Here is a 16,610-nt window from a genome sequence, read left to right on the forward strand (position 1 = left end):
CGTACGTCCGGACACGACGAGCAGGCGCCGTCGTGGTCAGCCGAGGCCGCCGAAGATTCCGGCCAGGAGCACCCCGGCCGCGAGGAAGACCACGGTGGTGGAGCCGAAGGCCTGCTTCCACAGGGGCGCCGTGAACGACTCGTGGTCACCGGGCCGGGGTTCCTTGCACGAGAGCACGTAGAGCGCCGCGCCGACCGGGCCGATGTAGAGGGTCACCAGGACCCAGCCCCACTTCATCACGGTGAGTTCGGGGTTCTTGGTGTAGGCGTCGAACGCGACGTACACGGCGGACAGGACGACCAGGGCGAACCAGACGTACATCAGTACGTCGGCTGTGGTCCCGCCGATGCCGCCGGCTGCCGCAAGCATGTCCACCGTGTCCCTCCCTGACCGCGCCGTCCGGTGCACGAGGATTCGTGGTGCGCGGGGGACATGATGCACGACCGGTGCGTTGCAGGCGGGTCGACGCACTCCGCCACGGCGTGCGGGTGGCCGCGGTCACTCCGCTGACCCAGCCGGGCCGCGGCCCGCACCGCGATGCCCCCGCGGATCGAGAGCCCCTGCAACGTGCAGCGGCGTCGACACCGGCGAGGACTCGGACGCGGGCGGCCACATCGGCCTCCGCCGAGGGGCGGACCGGCACGGAAAGCCTCCCGTGCGCACGCGGGTGCCGGCCGCCCGCCGAGACGCGCTCGAACGGTCAGGTGCCGGCGATGAAGCGGTTCACGATGTCCGCGAGCTCGGCTCCCCGGTCTTCCTGGAGGAAGTGCCCGCCCCCCTCGACCGTCGCGTGCTGCTGGCCCTGACAGCCCGGGACGAGCTTGAGGAAGACCTGATCAGCACCGCGGGTGATCGGGTCGTGGTCACTGAAAGCGCACAGGACGGGGCGGTCGAACTTCTGAAGGGACTGCCACGCGCGGCGGTTGGACGCCGACGCCGGATCATCGGGGGACACCGGCACCAGCACGGGGAACTGGCGCACTCCTTCCTTGAACGTCTCGTCGGGAAACGGGGCGTTGTAGGCGGCGACGACCTCAGGAGGCAGATCGGTCCGGCACCCGCCGTCCACGACCCTCCCCACATCGAATCGCGGGGTGTTCTGGCTGAAGTCACGCCACGCGAGGAACGCCTCTCCCGGATCGCGGTCCCCGGTCGGCAGGAAGGTGTTGGCCACGACCAGACGGCGGAAGCGGTCGGGGTGCTCCGCCGCCAGGCGCAGCCCGATGAGCCCGCCCCAGTCCTGACACACCAGCGTGACTCCACGCAGGTCGAGACGGTCGAACACGGTCTCGCGCACCCAGTCCACATGACGCTGGTAGGTGTACTCCGAGCGTGGCGTCGGCTTGTCCGACCTGCCGAAGCCGACCAGGTCGGGCGCGATGCACCGGTGGCCCGCCCCGGCGAGGACCGGGATCATGTGCCGGTACAGGTACGACCACGACGGCTCGCCGTGGAGCAGCAGTACGGTCTCGCCGGAGGCGCCGGCCCCTTCGTCCACGTAGTGGACCCGCAGCGTGTCATCGCTGCCGTCGCCGGCCGCCACTTCGGTGTAGAAGGGGGTGAAGGGGTAGTCCGGCAGGTCGCTGAATCGCTCGTCAGGTGTCCGCAGGATGCGCATGACGCAACTCTATCCGCGCCCCTTCGAGAAGCGGACCGACCGGTCGGACAGATCTCAGAGCTGTCGGCGACGTGTGAAGGGCGGCTCTGTCGCAGGACGTGTGGGTCGTCGCGCTCGGTCGCTGCCGGTCTTGCCGGTGCGGGCCTGCAAGTTGCCCGAAAGCAGCCCGGATGCTGTGTGACCCCGTGGCCCCGTGGCCGTCACGGGCCGTGGCAGACTCCATGACCGCCTTGAAGGTACTGCTGTTCCCCCGGCATCACCGACCTGGGCATCACGGCGGTGGAGGTGAGGCGGTCGGCACTCCGCAGGAGGGCCCTGAGCGAGGTGCTGTCGATCCCGGTGGCCGGCGCGGTCCGGACCGGCGTGCGGACTGCGGCGTTCGGCGTTCGGCGTTCGGCGTTCGGCACCAGCGTCACCGCGCCCGGACGTCGGAGCGGTCCGCGCAGCGCCCGGCCACGACGACCGGCGCCGGGAGAATCAGCCGTCCAGCCGCAGCACCAGTTCGTCGATCTCCGCTCCCCGCGCGTTCGCGAAGCCGCGGTCCTCGCCGACGACCTTGAATCCGCACTTCTCCAGGACCCGCACCGATCCGGTGTTGTCCGCCGCCACCCGGGCCAGCAGCGGGCGTTCAGGGACCTCGGCGAGCAGCCCGCGCAGCGCCGCGGTCGCGATGCCCCGCCCCCAGTGGTGGCGATCGATGAAGTACGTGACCTCCCGCTCGCCCGGGTCACCGTACACGGCCACGTGCCCGACGACATCGCCGTCCGCGAGCACGGTGCGCGCGACGACGTCGGGCGAGGCGAGGATGCGCTTCCAGTGCGCGTCGAAGTGAGCCCGGTCCGCCGGGTCCTCAGCGGTGAACGCGGCCATCCGGTTCGACTCGGGATCGTTCGTGTGCCGGTAGAACACGGGCAGATCGCTGGGGTGCACGGGACGCAGGGAGACATCCATGGAAGCCATGGGCCCGACCCTAACGGCCCTTGCGGAAGGAACGGGAGCGAGCGGGCCGCGGCAGGCGAACGACCCCGCGCGGGCTGCCCGAGTCGTGAAGCCGATCTGGGCCCGTACGCCTCCGCCCATCGTATGCGCCGCGACGGCCCGGAGCATGCGTGAGGGCGTCCGCCGTGCTCAGGCCCCGGGGCTGACAGCCTGGGCCGTCTCGAAAGCGGCCTTCTCCTGGTCGCCGAAGTTCGTTCCGGCCATGCGACCAGCCGTGCCGGCGCAGCAGCCTCCACACGCCCTGCACCGTGCGGCCGACGTGGAACATCCGCCCGACCGGCAGCTTGACGCCGTCGTACCGCAACGGCCAAGAACCGTCACGGCCACCGGACACCACGAGTTCCACCGCAAGAGCGGCCCGCCCTGCGTGCCGGGTGCACTCCGCACGCCCGAAAGCCTCGTCGTGGCTTCACGCGTAGTAGATCATGTACTGATTGCGCCCGATTTCCTCCACCACCTCGGGCGAGGGGTGACCTCTGCCCGCGGCCAGTACTTCTCCGTAATGGCCCGGTACGAACGCGGCGCCGGACTTGAGGGCTTCCCGTACATTGCGCACTCGGTACAAGGGGAGTCGTATGTAGGAGTAGACCTCCTGGCCGTTCAGATTCCGACCACGTATCAGCAGGGTGACGGGCTCCGCCGTGTCGAACTTCGGATTCCTTGCGCCGCCCTGCGGGTCCGGGGGATCGGCGGGCGCCTGATCGAACGCTCCTCTTGGGAGTACGGATGCGGGCAGGTCCCGCAAGGACCGGGTGAATGCGCCCAGTGCTCTCTTGATTTCCCGCCTGCTCGCTTCGGGGAGGCGTGGCCATGCCTTTCTGGCAGACATCTCGGCTGCCCAGTAGAGTTGCTCCCCGGCATCAGGGTGTCCGGCCTCAAGGTGCTGCGCGATCCGAGTGACGACGCTCTCGTGCGAGATCTTCGCGAGTTTCTTCCCGGCGACGATCGCAACCTGGCTCCGCTCGTCGCACGCACATCTGATCAGTGTGTCGATGATGCGTGGATGCGCGGTTTCCGGCAGGGCCCTCACTCCCCCGGAGGCGACGAACGGGTCGGGGTCTTCTAGGCAGGAGGCCAATCCGTCGGCCAGTCGGACGGCTTGGTGCCCGCGGACCCTTCCGCTGAGGTCCGCCAGCCCGTCGAGCGCGGCCTGGCGAACCTCCAGCCGCTCATGCGTGATCTGTCCCATGAGCGCCACGAGTGCGTCATCGGTGTCGTTGCCCCCGAGAGCGATGACGGCTGCGAGCACGGTGGCCGGGTCGGGGCTCGACAACGCCTGGGCAAGCGCGCGGGCCGTGTCCGCGCCTCCTGTGCCGCGCAGTTGGAGCGCGGCGGCGAAGCGTCTGTTCTCGTCGTCCAGCAGCGCGACCAGTTCTGCCGGCGTTTCGGGCAGAACGACGGCAGGCGGGACCGCGTCGGCGGCGTCCGCGCCGGGCCCGGAGTGGCCCGGTGATTCCGCCGCGATCGCCTTCGCGGCATGGTCTGCCACGACGGTCAGCGGGTCCAGACTCAGCGATCGGAGTGCCGCTGTGGCACGGGGGTCGCTACTCCGGGTGAGGATCTCCAGCGCACTCAGACGGACGGCCAGTTCGTCGTCCTCCGCAGCCAGCCGCACGGCATGCGTGACGACCTCGGGATCGTCGTGCCGGGACTCAAGGGCTGCCGCCGCGTTGACCCGGACAGCCGGCGAAGCAGCGCTGAGGCGCGCGAGAGCACGGCCGGTGACGCGCTCGTCCGACGTGGAGGCGAGTACCTCCCCGAGTCCGAGGAGTCCCCCGGTGATGGGATCGTCCAGCAGGTCCAGCAGCCCGTCGACGGCTTCGGACCGCCCGTTGCGCAGCAGGGAATCCGCGACACGCGTCCACGACGAGCCGATCAGCCCGGGCTGCCGCAGGAGCCCGGCCAGCGCCGCTGTCACCTCCGGTGACCGAACGGCCAGCAGGCACACGGCGGCGCTCGCCCTGACCGACTCCTCCCCGCTCTGCAGCAGATCCAGCACCGCCTTGATGAACTCCTCGGGCAGGCTGGCAAGATAGGTCTCAAGAAACTCGAGGGTGGGTTCCTGGTCGACGCGCTGAGTGAGGAGCACCAGAAGCCGGTCACAGATGGCCGCGCGCTCCGCGGCGGGCACGATCGACGGGTCGGGCAGCTCGGTCAGAATGCGGGCCGCGGTGAACAGGCCCAAGTGGAAGGGGTCGTCCCGCTGTTCCAGCAGCGCGGTGACAAAGCGGCGTGTCACGTCCGCTCTTCCCTGGCGGGCGAGCAGAGCACCCGTCGTGATCACGGTTGGCCGCCACTCGTCCGCCAGCCACAGGTCGTGGAAGATCTGGGATTCCAGATCCGCCTCGGGCCACTGGGACAGGTGGATGGCCACCAGATGCTCGGCGATCGTACGGTGCGCGAAGAGGTAGGGCGGGTCCCGTCCCTCGCGTTGACTCCCCGCGGGCACCAGGATTCCGGCGGTGATGGACAGTTCCCGCAGCGCGCTCACCGCGTCCAGCCCCAGCTCCTCCAGAGCGGGCCCCAGGGAGCGCAGCTCGCCGATGATACGGCGTGCGGACATACTGTCCACCCAGCCCTCGGGGGATGAGGCGAACCGGTACGCGAGCGGCGCCAGTACCCCGATGTACCTGTCGACCTCGACCGGCTCGGCGGTGGGGACGCTCGGCCAGCGGTTCTCGGAACTGAGGAAGCGCCGCAGCACACGGTCGTGGATCGCACTGCGCTGGTGAGGCAGTTCCTGACCGTCGTCGGCGAGCGCGCACAGCAGACACAGCATCAGCGGGACGCGGGCCAGCGAGGCGAGCACCGGGTCACGCTCAAGGCGTTCACGCAGCGCGGTCTCCGCTGCGGCGGGCAGCCCCCACGCTCCTACCAGCGCGTCCACGTCCTGGGCCGTGAAGGGCTGCAACTCGGCCTCGGCGACTCCCCGCGTGTGCATCGGCGGCCCGGTGTAGCCTGCGGTCCGGCTCGTCACCACGAGGATGTTCGCCGTGCTGTCGGCCCATGGGGCCAGCAGCTGCTCCAGGCGGGCCCGGGAGGCGCGGTCCGGCAACTCGTCGAGAGCGTCGATCATCACCACGGCACTGCCCGCCGCCAGTTGGGCGGACAGCGCCTCGCGGGCCGCGTCCGACAGGTGGTATCGCGATGCCAGGCAGACCAGCAGCGCCTCTTCGAAGTCGGCGGCCCCGGCGCTGACCGCCTCGTCGGCGCGCACCACCACAGGGACCAGCACCTCGTCGGTAGGACTTCCGGCTGCCACAGCCCGACCGGCGGCCCGGGCGAGGCGCACGGTCTCCGTGCGCACCAGCCAGGACTTGCCCAGCCCCGCATCCCCCAGCAGCATCACCCTTCGGTGGCTCGCCAGCAGCTCCGTCCAGCTCACCGCCGGCGCGGCGACGCCATCGTGCGCCTGGCCGGACACCTGTCCTGGCCACGTGTGCTCCCGAAGCCCGATGCTGACGCGGATGGCCTGGTGGAGCCGGAGCGGATCGGAGCCCGGGGGAAGGTACCGCGGAAGCCCGGTCCGCATCGCCTCCCGCTCGATCACCCCGGTCAGTTCCCGGAGGTCCGCCCTTCGGCCGGATGCGAGGCCCGGAGCCCCCACAGCGGGACGCGGACGCGTGTTCCACTCGGTCGCCGCCCTCTTCCGCAGCCGCTCGGCTCGGGCGGAGTCCCCGCCCAGGAACTCGGCGAGCAGCTCCAGATTGCCCCGTGAGACCAGACGCGTCCCGGTGAAGAACGGCGACAGCGTGCTGGGAGCCAGCCCGACCGCCCGGCCGATCTCCGCGTACGAGGGCTGCCCGGACTCACGGTGCAGCTCGTCCAGATACTCCAGCAGCGCGCGCACCGCCCCCGTGGCAGGCCATCTGTCCTTGCGAAAGCCCGGCACCCCCCACCTCCCCACGTTCGCACACCGTTCGCGCCCTACCCGGCGCCGCAGTCGGCATGACCCCCTGTCAGAGCCTTCTTCGACATCACTGCGCGCGGAGCGGCCTTCACAAACCCTACGCACCATGCTCGCCGGGGCCGCGGCGGCGACAGCATTGCTACGAAGGCTTCCGGGCCGGGAGCCGGCACCTCATCACCAACTGGAGGGGACACATGACAGACACCTGGCTGGCCTTCATTCAGCTCGTCAGCGCCGCGCTCACGCTGGGGTCCGCGGCGATGGGCGCGGCCGCGGCCGTCCGACGCGCGCGGCGCGACGACGGTGAGTCACAGGTGAACGTCTCGGACTGAGCCCGGAGCCACCGGCTGCGTCCTGAGACGTGCTGTACGGGCTCCCACCTGATCCGGGCGTTCGGCCTGGCGCCGGAGTGAGGGCCCGGAGATGAGTGGACGTCAACTCCCTTCCCGGTAGCGGCCTCGTCCGGGTAGGGGGACGGTGTGACGGCCGCAGCCTGTCAGCGCTCTGCGTCCGGGGTGTCTTCGCTGCACATCGAGTCAGGGCGGCAGAGGCAGGAGACCACGACCACGAAGGGCCACAGCGACTGAAGGGATGTCACCAGGCGTTCAGCGATGCCGGCGACACCTTGGCGATGCATCTCGATCACGAACCAGGCCGCTCCGGCGCCCATCACGGCGGTCGCCGCGAGGGAGGGCACGGGCCGCAGCCCCCAAGGGGCCGCTGTGCTGCGATCAGCGGCCAGAACAGGCCAGAGCGCCAGGAGAGCGAAGCCGACGACGGCGACCGAACCATGACGCAGGGAGCCCCCGCTGCTCGGTGCCGGCAGCAGAGCCACCACCAAGGCCGACACTCCGCCGCCGCCCAGCGCCACACGTCCGGCGAGCGCGGCCGCACTGAGCCCCCAGGCGGTCAGCAAGTGGCAGATGCCCAGGGCCAGCAGCGCTGCGGTCATCACCCAGAATCCGGGTGCCCCATAGGCTGCCAGGACGCTGATCGTCTGGGCGGCAGGGTCGTAGGCGGGCCCTTCGAGGAGCGCCGCGATCGTCCAGCCCGCGATCAGCAGGACGGGCGCGCACACCGAGGAAAGCAAGGCCCACCTGGGCACAGGTCGCACCGGTTCACCATAGGACGCTCCGGCACTCCGCGCGGCGGCGCCGCGCCTGCAGGGGCGTGGCCGTCACGCGAGCGGGGTCGGACGGCGGTGATCAGCCACTGCCGGATGGTCCGGCCGGATGAGCGGGGCGTCCCGGCCGATGCCGGAGTCCCTGCGCATGCTGCGGATCGCCCGCTCCACCTGCCGTCAACGCCCCGCCGCGCCGCCCTGCGGATGCCGCGCTGCCGGATCGTCTCCGCACCCGTGGACTCCGCGCCCCGACAGGTGACCTGACGCGGATGCGGCTCATCCGCACCTGCGCGGCCCGGTGGCGGGCGCGGCTACCGCCCGCTCCGCCACCGGACGAGAGCGCCTTCCGCCAGATCGGCGTCGCGCCCTCGCCTCCGTGCGTGTCCGCCGGTCCGCCCACCGTCCGATACGGATCTCACCGAACCCGGCGGTGCCGCGGGACGGCCGAGGGTTCCGAACCAACACCGGCAGGTCAGGCCGCGACGAGTTCCTGCTCGTGGTCCGGAGTCTTGGCCTTGGGCCTCTTGTTCGGCAGCGAGAGCCGGAAGACCTTGCGCCATGCGGAGAACACCTGCTTGGGCAGTGGCCCGGTGACGTACTCCAGCTCGTACTTCTCGAACAGCGCGCGCACCTTCACCGCGACCTCGGCGTACCGGTTGCTCGGCAGGTCCGGGAACAGGTGGTGCTCGATCTGGTGCGACAGGTTGCCGGTCATGAAGTGCATGGCCCTGCTTCCGCTGATGTTCGCCGAGCCCATCATCTGGCGCAGGTACCACTGGCCGCGCGTCTCGCCCTTGATCGACCGGCGCTCGAAGACCTGTACGCCCTCGGGGAAGTGCCCGCACATGATCACCGAGTGGGACCAGATGTTGCGGATCAGGTTCGCGGTGAACGTGGCGGCGAGCGTGGTGAGGAACGACGGACCCGACAGCAGCGGATGGACCACGTAGTCCTTGAGGACCTGCTTGCGGATCTTGCGGCCCACGGCCCTGGCCCGCGCGCGGAACTCCGGGTCCTTGCGGCGGCGCTTGTGCAGGTTCTTGCCGAGCTCCAGGTCGTACGCTGCGATGCCGTACTCGAAGAAGCAGGCGTTGATGAAGTTCCACAGCGGCTGGCCGAGGTGGAACGGGTGCCACTTCTGGTCCTCGTCGACGCGCATGATGCCGTAGCCGAGGTCGTTGTCCTTGCCGATCACGTTGGTGTACCGGTGGTGCAGCTCGTTGTGCGAGTGCTTCCACTGATCGGACGGCGAGACGTGGTCCCACTCCCAGGTCGTGGAGTGGATCTTCGGGTCCCGCATCCAGTCCCACTGGCCGTGCAGGACGTTGTGGCCGATCTCCATGTTGTCCATGATCTTCGCCACGGACAGCCCGGCGGTGCCGAGCAGCCACGCGGGCGGGAAGATCGAGAACAGCAGCACACCCCTGCTGCACAGCTCGAGCGTGCGCTGCGCCGAGATCACCCTACGGATGTAGGCGGCGTCCTTCTCGCCACGGCTGGCGAGCACCTCGTCGCGGATCGCGTCCAGCTCGCGGCCGAGCTCCTCGATCTGCTCCGCTGTGAGGTGAGCGGTGGGGTCGATGGCGGTCAATGTGCTTCCTACCGTTCGATGTCGCAGGGGCCCGCGGCGGCGGACACACAGGTCTGGATGAGGACGCCCGGCTCCGCCTCGGTGATCTCGCCGGTGCGCAGGTCGCGGACGGCGCCCGCCTTGAGCGGTGTGGTGCAGCCGAAGCAGATGCCCATGCGGCACCCGGACGGCATGAGCACGCCGGCCTCCTCGCCGATGTCCAGCAACGGCGTGGCACCGTCCGCGTCGACGGTCCTGCCGGTGGCGCTGAACGTGACCTCGCCGCCGTCGCCGGCGACGACGACGCTGGGGCGGAAGCGTTCGGTGTGCAAGCGCGCCGGGACGCCGTGCTCGGCCCAGTGCTCCTCGGCGGCGTCGAGCAGGCCCACGGGCCCGCAGGCCCACGTCTCGCGCTCGGCCCAGTCGGGCACGAGTTCGTCGAGACGGGCGATGTCGAGCATGCCGTCCGTGTCGGTGTGCACCTCGGTGAGCCGCAGCTTCTCGTCCGCGACCAGGTCGTGCAGTTCTTCGCGGAAGATCACGTCGTGCGGCTGCGGCGCGCAGTGCACCATGACGACGTCGTCGAACTCGACGTCGCGCAGCATGCCCATCACGGGCGTGATGCCGCTGCCTGCCGTCAGGTAGAGCACCTTGGCGGGCCTGGCCTGCGGCAGCACGAAGTCACCGGCCGCCTGGTCGAGCTGGATCAGCGTGCCCGGTGCCGCCCTGCGGACCAGGTGGTTGCTGACCCTGCCGTCCGGGATCGCCTTGACGGTGATCGTGACGCGGCCGTCCCGGCGGTTCGTCGGCGAGGTGATGGAGTAGGCACGCCACAGGCGCACGCCGTCGACGTCGACCCCGATCCGCACGTACTGACCGGCGGTGTGGCCGCGCCAGCCCCGCCCCGGCCTGATCACGACCGTCGCGGCGTCACCCGTCTCGGGGTGCACGGCCTCGATACGTCCGCGCAGGTCAGCGCCCGCACGCAGCGGGCTGACCAGGTCGAGGTAGTCCGACGGCAGCAGCGGCGTCGTGACCATCTCCAGCAGTTTCCACGCCCTGCTGCGAAGGGCTGCACTCGTCATGACTCCAGCTTGCTGCACCTCAGGGTGTAAAGTCCTGACCACAGGACGCAAATCTGGTCGGCTGAATTGTTCGCAGGGAACAAAACCGTGAGCCATGCAATCCGGAGGGCCAGCGAACTGACCCTGGACGAGACGACGGTCACCGCGCTTCGGGCCGCGCTGAAGACCACCGCCGACGAGGTCGTCCAGGCGATCATCGACGAGGTTCCCCCCTACGCCAACGCCCTTTCGGGCCGCATGGGCGGTACCATCCGCCGAGCCGTCCGCACCGCCCTGGGGCACTACCTGGACCTCGCGAGCGGGAACGCCACAGGCGGCGACGCCGGTGACGCGGCCTACGAGCTGGGCCGCGGCGAGGTGCGCGACGGCCGTTCGATGGACGCCCTGCTCAGCGCCTACCGCGTCGGCGCCCGCGTGGCCTGGAGATGCCTGGCAGCGGGTGCCGTACCTGCAGGGCTGCCCGCCGCCGAGGTCGCCAAGTTCGCCGAGCTGACCTTCGCCTACATCGACGAGCTCTCCGCCGCGAGCGCCGCGGGCCACGCCGACGAACTGGCCGCACGGGGCAGAGCCCACGAGCGCCACCTGGAACACCTGGCCCGCGACCTCCTCGCCGGCGCGAACCCGGACGTGCTGCTGGCCTCTGCTCAGCGGGCCGGGTGGCAGCCTCCGGTTTCGCTGACCGCGGTCCTGCTGCCGACGGCCCAGGCCAGGCCCGCCTACCGCGGGCTCGACCCGAGCACCCTCGTCCTCGACGATCTGCCGGACGCCACCGGAGTGCTGCTCGTCCCCGATGCCGACCGATCACATCTCCTGCGGCAGCTGACCGACCGCACCGCCGTGGTCGGCCCGGCCCGGCCATGGACTCGTGCGTCCGCCTCGTACGCACGAGCCGTACGCGCGCGCTCCCTCTCCTCCGAGATCCGCGACACCGAGGAGCATCTGCCCGAGCTGGTGCTGAGCGCCGACGTGGACGCCTTCGCAGACCTGCGTGCCCGTGCCCTCGCACCGTTGCAGACCTTGCCTGCCGCGACCGCACAACGGCTGGAGGAGACGTTGCGGGCGTGGCTGCTGCACCAGGGCAGGCGGGACGAGGTGGCGGCGGCGTTGTTCGTCCATCCCCAGACAGTCCGGTACCGGATGTCGCAGCTGCGGGAGCTGTTTCCGGATCTCGCATCGCCACACCGGGTCCTTGAACTGACCCTGGCAGTGGGCCTTCGGGCCGACTGACGCGCAGGTCGACCGTCCACGACCGCGTCCGCGAGCGGTCCGGGAACCGTCGGGAGGGGTACCTCGCGGAACGCGGAGGGCGTACCTTCCCGAGTGATCGACTTCCGGCCATCGAGCAGGCCCGCGCGCGTTGCAGCGCGGGTCGGGAAGGCGTGCCCGTGCCGAGCATGGTCAACGAGGACGGCACCACCCGGAGCGGCTCCCCGATGGACGACATCGTCCAGGAGGACGCGTCTCGGATGCCCGCCGCAGCCCCGAATGCCGAAGTCGACCACTGCGGAGCCGATTCGGCGGGCGAACGGGACGAGGCCGGTCGTCGTCCGGTGGCCCGCAACGGCCACCACCGCGAGCGGTCGGTGACCACCGCCGCCGGGCCGGTTGCGGAAAGGCGCCGCCGGTGAACGACCGGGTGCCGGTCGGCGCGGTCTGCAACAGAGTCACGATCTTGTGGAGGCTGAGGCCGTGTCCCCGTCCTTCGGGTGGGGGCGGCGCTCCAGACAGAGCAGGCGGGCCGCGGACCGGCGTCAAGGGCGGTTAAACCCCCGGTGGGTCCGGCCTTGACAGGCTCCGTCGCCCCGACTGGTGCACCACAGGAGGCCGGTCCATGCTGGGGTTGTGTCACGTGAGGAGTTCTCCTGCGACGTGGCGGTGGTGGGCGGCGGGCTCTCCGGTCTGCGGACGGCCCGCGCGCTGGCGGCGGCCGGGGTGTCGGTGCTCGTCGTCGAGGCCCAGCGCCGGGTGGGCGGACGTACCTATACCGTCACCACGCGTGACGGTGTCGCCATCGATCACGGTGGCCAGTGGGTGAGCCCCGGTCAGGACCATGTCGTGGAGCTGTCCCGCACTCTGGGCGTGAAGCTGTTCCCGAGCTGGGACGCAGGCCTGACCGTGCACTGGCACGACGGCTGTCGCGGCACCGCGCCGGGTCTGTTCCGGGAACGGGCGCAGGAATCCACCGCTGCGCTGCGGACGGCCGCCGCCGATCTGACGCGGCTCGCCGGGCAGTTGCCGGCGGGGCGCCCCTGGGCGGCACCGGACGCCGAGGAGTGGGACGGGATCACCTTCCAGGACTGGCTGGACGCCCGGGTGGAGGATCCGGCGGCGCGGGCAGGGCTGGCGCGCTGCCTGGAAGGCGTCTTCGGCGGCGGCCCCGGCCGGACCTCGTTGCTGGCCGCGCTGGCGATCGTCCGTTCCGGCTCCCATGAGATCACCCGGCTCGTGTCCGACCGGGATCCGGGCCCCGAACGCCGCTTCGTCGGCGGTGCGCAGCAGCTCAGCGCCCGTATGGCCGCCCAACTGCCGCAGCCGGTGCTGCTCGACGCGCCTGTGTCCGCCGTCCTGGAGGACGGCGCCGGAGTGCTGCTGACCACCCGGACGGTGACCATCCGGGCGTCCCGCGCGGTGCTGTCCCCCGCTCCCGCTCTCACGGCCCGGATCCGCTACGAGCCGCCCCTTCCCGCGGCCAGGGACCACCTCACCCAGCGCATGCCCATGGGCTGGGTGATCAAGACGCACTGCGTGTACCCGGACCGTTTCTGGGCGGCTGACGGCTTGTCGGGGAAGGTGGTCAGCGACCAGGGCGCGGTTCGGGCAACGGCGGACAACTCCCCGCCGAGCGGCACGCCGGGCGTGCTGGCCGCCTTCATCGAGGGCGCCGAGGCCCGTCGGCTGGCCCCGGCGTCGCAGGCCGAACGCCGGGCCGCCGTCCTGGCCGACCTGACCCGCTACTTCGGCCCGGCGGCCCGCGCGCCGAGCTCGTACCACGAATGGTCGTGGGGCGACGACCCGTACACCCGGGGAGCATACGGCGGATACCTCACTCCCGGCGTCTGGACGGCCTACGGCCCGGCGCTGGCGGCGCCGACGGGGCGGCTCCACTGGACCGGGACGGAGACCTCCGCGTCATGGAACGGCAAACTCGAGGGTGCCGTCCGTTCCGGCGAGCGCGCCGCGCAGGAGGTCCTGGACGCCCTCTGAACCGCAGCGGAGGGATCACCGCCCGCCGAACCCGGTACGCGCCTTCTGCACAGGGGCGCTTGAGCCCGGCCCGCCGCCCACACCGCGCCGACGGCCCGGCATCCCCGTCGGAGTCGTCGCGCCCGGTGAGCTCACGCCGGCAACGGTTGAACACGCGATCTCACCTGTACCGAGCCCGTACCTCCGGGGGACAGGCGTCCGGGCTCATCACGGAAGGCCGCTGCCGCGATGGCCAGCACCGACGACATGCGACGGTCGAGCACGCGAGCCCACCGCTCCCCCCGTGGCTGAGGCCGGGCGTGTCACTCCCCGGGCGGATGCAGGCGGCCGGTGAGGAAGGTGAGGATCTCGTCGCGGGCCCGGACCGTGGGGTGGCCGGCCTCGTCGACGAGGTGGGCGGTGACGACACTGTGCGGTGTGCCGACCAGATCGGCGAAGAACGGCGGCGGGGACGGGTTGGCGGCCCCGTCAGGGAGGACACGCCCGTCAAAGGCGTCGCCGAGCAACGCGCGGTAGGCGGCGAAGCGCCGCCCCGTGCACCAGCGGTCGCCCTCGAAGCGGTAGGCGAGCACGGTGAGCCCGTCGCGGGCGAGCCGGTCACGCACCGCCCGCGCGTCCTCCGGGGCGAGTTCGAGCCCGCCGGGGTCGTCGAGCGGCAGCGACGGATGGTTGACCACCGGGGCGATCACCGCCGGCTCCAGGGCCATGGTGAGGGCGAAGTTGCCGGTGAAGCACAGGCCGATCGCACCCACGCCGGGCCCGCCGCACGCGGCGTGGGCCTGGCGTGCCAGGCCGCGCAGCCACACCGTCACCGGGCTGGTGCCGCCCCCGGCGAAGGCGCGGAACTCCGCGCTGACACAGGCGCGGCGGACGACCTCCCGGCCGCCCTCGACCGTGGGAAAGGCACCGTCCCTTCCGAAAAGGGAGGGCACATGGACGGTGAAGCCCGCGTCCCGCACCCAGCGGGCGAGCCGCAGGACGTCCGGACTGATGCCCGGCATCTCGGGGAGCACCACGACCGCGGGCCCGGCCCCGGCCACGTACACCTGCTTCACCACCCCCTCCACGGACACGTCACGGCAAGTGAAGTCGGTGATCGGATCGTCGGTCATGGGGCAAGCATGGCCCGGCACCCGCCGACCCGCTGAGGGGCCGGATCGCCAAGACCAGGGGTAATCTCGCCACACGACGACGCGCGGTACGGGCCGGCGACGGACGTACGGGAGGACGGTGGCGGAGGCGATGAGGCGTACACAGGAGCACGTGAGCCCGGACCCAGGACCGGATGCGCTGCGGGTCGGTGTCCTCGCCTACCCGGGCTGCTTCGCGTCCGAGGTCTACGGGGTCCCCGATCTGCTGACGATGGCCGCACACGTCGCCGGGCCGGACACGCCCGGCTACCAGGTGTCGATCGTCTCGCCCCGCCGCCGGGTCACCGCCTCCGGCGGCGCGAGCCTGGACGTGCGTCCGCTGCGCGAGGTCGACGTCCTCGTCGTTCCCGGATTCGAACCGGGCCCGGGCACGGACCTGTGCACACGCCTCGCCCGGCTTGCCCCCGAGACCGAGGCGATCCGCGCACAGGCCGCCGCCGGCACCGCCGTCGTCTCCCTCTGCGTCGGCGCCTTCCTGCTCGCCGACGCCGGGCTCCTCGACCGGCGCCGGGCCACCACGTCCTGGCTGCACGCCGACGAACTGGCCAGACGCTGCCCGGGCGCCGACGTCCGGCCGGAGCACCTGGTCGTCACCGACACCGGTGTGACGACCACGGCCGCCTTCAGCGCCATGTACGACTTCGCGCTGGACCTCGTCCGTCGGCACAGCGGCGACCGGGTCGCCCGGACCACCGCGCGGGTGGCGCTTGTCGACGACGCGAGGACTTCCCAGACCCCGTACGTCGACCCCCGGCTTCTACCCCAGCCCGGCGGCGAGTTCTCCCAGCTGGTCATGCGCAGACTCGACCAGAACCTCGTCGAGCCGTACGACCTCGGCGCACTGGCGGACGCCTTCTCGGTCAGCACCCGCACACTGCTGCGCCGATTCGCCGAGGAGACCGGACGCAGCCCGCTGGCTCATCTGCAGGCCTCCCGGGTGCGCCGCGCCCGCCACCTCCTGGAGACCACCGACCACACCGTCGCCGCCGTCGCCTCGGCCGTCGGCTACCGGGACCCCGGCACCTTCGCCGCCCTCTTCGCCCGCCACACCGGCCACCGCCCGAGCGCCCACCGAGCCGCCTTCCGCCGCACGAACCGGAGGCCCGTCCCGAAGGACGACGCTTGACGGGGGCGGTTCCGGCAAGTTGTGCCCCGGCCGCCACCGGGCGGATCCGCGACTGTGCCGCCGACACGTTCGTGCACACCGATCAGGGGTGGTCGCAACGCCTGCTTGAACCCGAGCAGTTCCGGTCACGGAAGCTGGTTGCCGCTCCCGTCCGCCACGGCCTGGTCGGCTCGATGGGCCGGGTCAGTGCGGCAGACGACGACGCCGCGATGGCCCGCAGCTCTGGCTGTATGACCCCCGCTGTCACCTGATCCTCCATCAGTCCCTGCTGGATCCACCGGTACAGGGTTGCCGCACCGGCCCGCTGGCAGGATCCAAGCGAGCCCGCTCGACGAGCTCGGCGTGGACGCGGGAGGCGTTGCCGCCCCACCGGGCCAGGAGCGTGCGCATGTCCGCTGTCACCGTGAACCGCGCCGCTGGCACGCGTCCGTACCGGTCTTCCGCCCGCGCGGCGGACAACCACCGCCGCACTGTCCGCTCGGAACGCCCCAACGCTTGTGCCACCAGACGGACATGGGCGGGCGTCAGCTCATCTCGGGCATCGAGTTCGAGGAGGCGCTGCACCGCGGCGGTCCGGCTCACTCTGGCCGGCTCGACGCCTGCGCGCTGCTGCGCACCGGATCCGTCTTCGGTCATGGTCCAGTCCTCTCATACCGTCGGCAGAGTCCTGGCGGGCTCGGCATCGCGATGACAGCGGCAGGGTGCATCTGCTGGCAGAGCCTGGGGAAGACGATCAAGAGTCTCCCGGGTGCGTCCAAACCTGATGAAACGTCATATTTCAGTGACTGAACGTCAACCCACCACCCCCACCGCCTGGTTGCTGC

Annotated in this window: 14 protein-coding genes; 5 read left to right on the forward strand and 9 right to left on the reverse strand. The window is 71.2% G+C overall.

The annotated features are described in order from the left end of the window. Window positions 1–36 precede the first annotated feature (36 nt). The 4 genes from AC5K6T_RS15200 to AC5K6T_RS15215 form a co-directional block, all read right to left on the reverse strand. Window positions 37–369 (reverse strand): hypothetical protein, encoded by a 333-nt coding sequence (locus AC5K6T_RS15200; RefSeq protein WP_493209228.1) that lies wholly within the window; start codon window positions 367–369, stop codon window positions 37–39. A gap of 331 nt (window positions 370–700) precedes the next feature. Continuing rightward, complete coding sequence (locus AC5K6T_RS15205; RefSeq protein WP_493209230.1) at window positions 701–1,618, reverse strand: haloalkane dehalogenase; 918 nt, start codon at window positions 1,616–1,618, stop codon at window positions 701–703. Between the two features lie 477 nt (window positions 1,619–2,095). Further along, complete coding sequence (locus AC5K6T_RS15210; RefSeq protein ID WP_493209376.1) at window positions 2,096–2,569, reverse strand: GNAT family N-acetyltransferase; 474 nt, start codon at window positions 2,567–2,569, stop codon at window positions 2,096–2,098. Window positions 2,570–3,026: 457 nt separating this feature from the next. Further along, window positions 3,027–6,467 carry a HEAT repeat domain-containing protein gene (locus AC5K6T_RS15215; RefSeq protein ID WP_493209231.1) on the reverse strand — a complete coding sequence of 1,147 codons (3,441 nt, stop codon included), beginning with the start codon at window positions 6,465–6,467 and terminating at the stop codon, window positions 3,027–3,029. A 254-nt stretch (window positions 6,468–6,721) separates the two neighbouring features. Here AC5K6T_RS15215 and AC5K6T_RS15220 point away from each other — a divergent pair, with 254 nt between their 5' ends. Then, on the forward strand, window positions 6,722–6,859 hold the full coding sequence (locus tag AC5K6T_RS15220; protein WP_493209232.1) for a hypothetical protein: 138 nt from the start codon (window positions 6,722–6,724) through the stop codon (window positions 6,857–6,859). A gap of 164 nt (window positions 6,860–7,023) precedes the next feature. Here AC5K6T_RS15220 and AC5K6T_RS15225 read toward each other — a convergent pair whose 3' ends face one another. The 3 genes from AC5K6T_RS15225 to AC5K6T_RS15235 form a co-directional block, all read right to left on the reverse strand. After that, window positions 7,024–7,641 (reverse strand): DUF998 domain-containing protein, encoded by a 618-nt coding sequence (locus AC5K6T_RS15225; RefSeq protein WP_493209234.1) that lies wholly within the window; start codon window positions 7,639–7,641, stop codon window positions 7,024–7,026. Window positions 7,642–8,122: 481 nt separating this feature from the next. After that, entirely contained in the window at window positions 8,123–9,241 is a 1,119-nt protein-coding gene (locus AC5K6T_RS15230; protein ID WP_493209236.1) for a fatty acid desaturase family protein, read from the reverse strand. A gap of 8 nt (window positions 9,242–9,249) precedes the next feature. Further along, the gene (locus AC5K6T_RS15235) at window positions 9,250–10,305 is read right to left on the reverse strand and encodes a ferredoxin reductase (protein WP_493209237.1); all 1,056 of its coding nucleotides are present in this window, start codon (window positions 10,303–10,305) and stop codon (window positions 9,250–9,252) included. Between the two features lie 87 nt (window positions 10,306–10,392). On the opposite strand from AC5K6T_RS15235, the gene AC5K6T_RS15240 reads away from it, so the two are divergent. From AC5K6T_RS15240 to AC5K6T_RS15250, 3 genes are all read left to right on the forward strand, one after another. Next, a complete protein-coding gene (locus tag AC5K6T_RS15240; RefSeq protein ID WP_493209239.1) occupies window positions 10,393–11,532 on the forward strand; it encodes a PucR family transcriptional regulator in 1,140 nt (379 codons plus the stop codon). A 158-nt stretch (window positions 11,533–11,690) separates the two neighbouring features. Next, window positions 11,691–11,933 (forward strand): hypothetical protein, encoded by a 243-nt coding sequence (locus AC5K6T_RS15245; RefSeq protein ID WP_493209241.1) that lies wholly within the window; start codon window positions 11,691–11,693, stop codon window positions 11,931–11,933. Between the two features lie 214 nt (window positions 11,934–12,147). Beyond that, window positions 12,148–13,509, forward strand: a complete 1,362-nt coding sequence (locus AC5K6T_RS15250; RefSeq protein ID WP_493209242.1) for a flavin monoamine oxidase family protein — start codon at window positions 12,148–12,150, stop codon at window positions 13,507–13,509. A 302-nt stretch (window positions 13,510–13,811) separates the two neighbouring features. On the opposite strand, the gene AC5K6T_RS15255 is transcribed toward AC5K6T_RS15250, so the two are convergent. Continuing rightward, window positions 13,812–14,621 (reverse strand): dienelactone hydrolase family protein, encoded by an 810-nt coding sequence (locus AC5K6T_RS15255; RefSeq protein WP_493209244.1) that lies wholly within the window; start codon window positions 14,619–14,621, stop codon window positions 13,812–13,814. A 151-nt stretch (window positions 14,622–14,772) separates the two neighbouring features. Between AC5K6T_RS15255 and AC5K6T_RS15260 the strand changes: the two genes are divergently transcribed. Next, window positions 14,773–15,786, forward strand: coding sequence for a GlxA family transcriptional regulator (locus AC5K6T_RS15260; protein WP_493209246.1), 1,014 nt, complete (start codon window positions 14,773–14,775; stop codon window positions 15,784–15,786). A 258-nt stretch (window positions 15,787–16,044) separates the two neighbouring features. Here the strand turns inward: AC5K6T_RS15260 and AC5K6T_RS15265 are convergent, their stop codons facing one another. Next, on the reverse strand, window positions 16,045–16,422 hold the full coding sequence (locus AC5K6T_RS15265; protein WP_493209248.1) for a hypothetical protein: 378 nt from the start codon (window positions 16,420–16,422) through the stop codon (window positions 16,045–16,047). Between the last annotated feature and the right edge of the window lie 188 nt (window positions 16,423–16,610).

This window comes from Streptomyces sp. B8-7, from assembly GCF_058833805.1.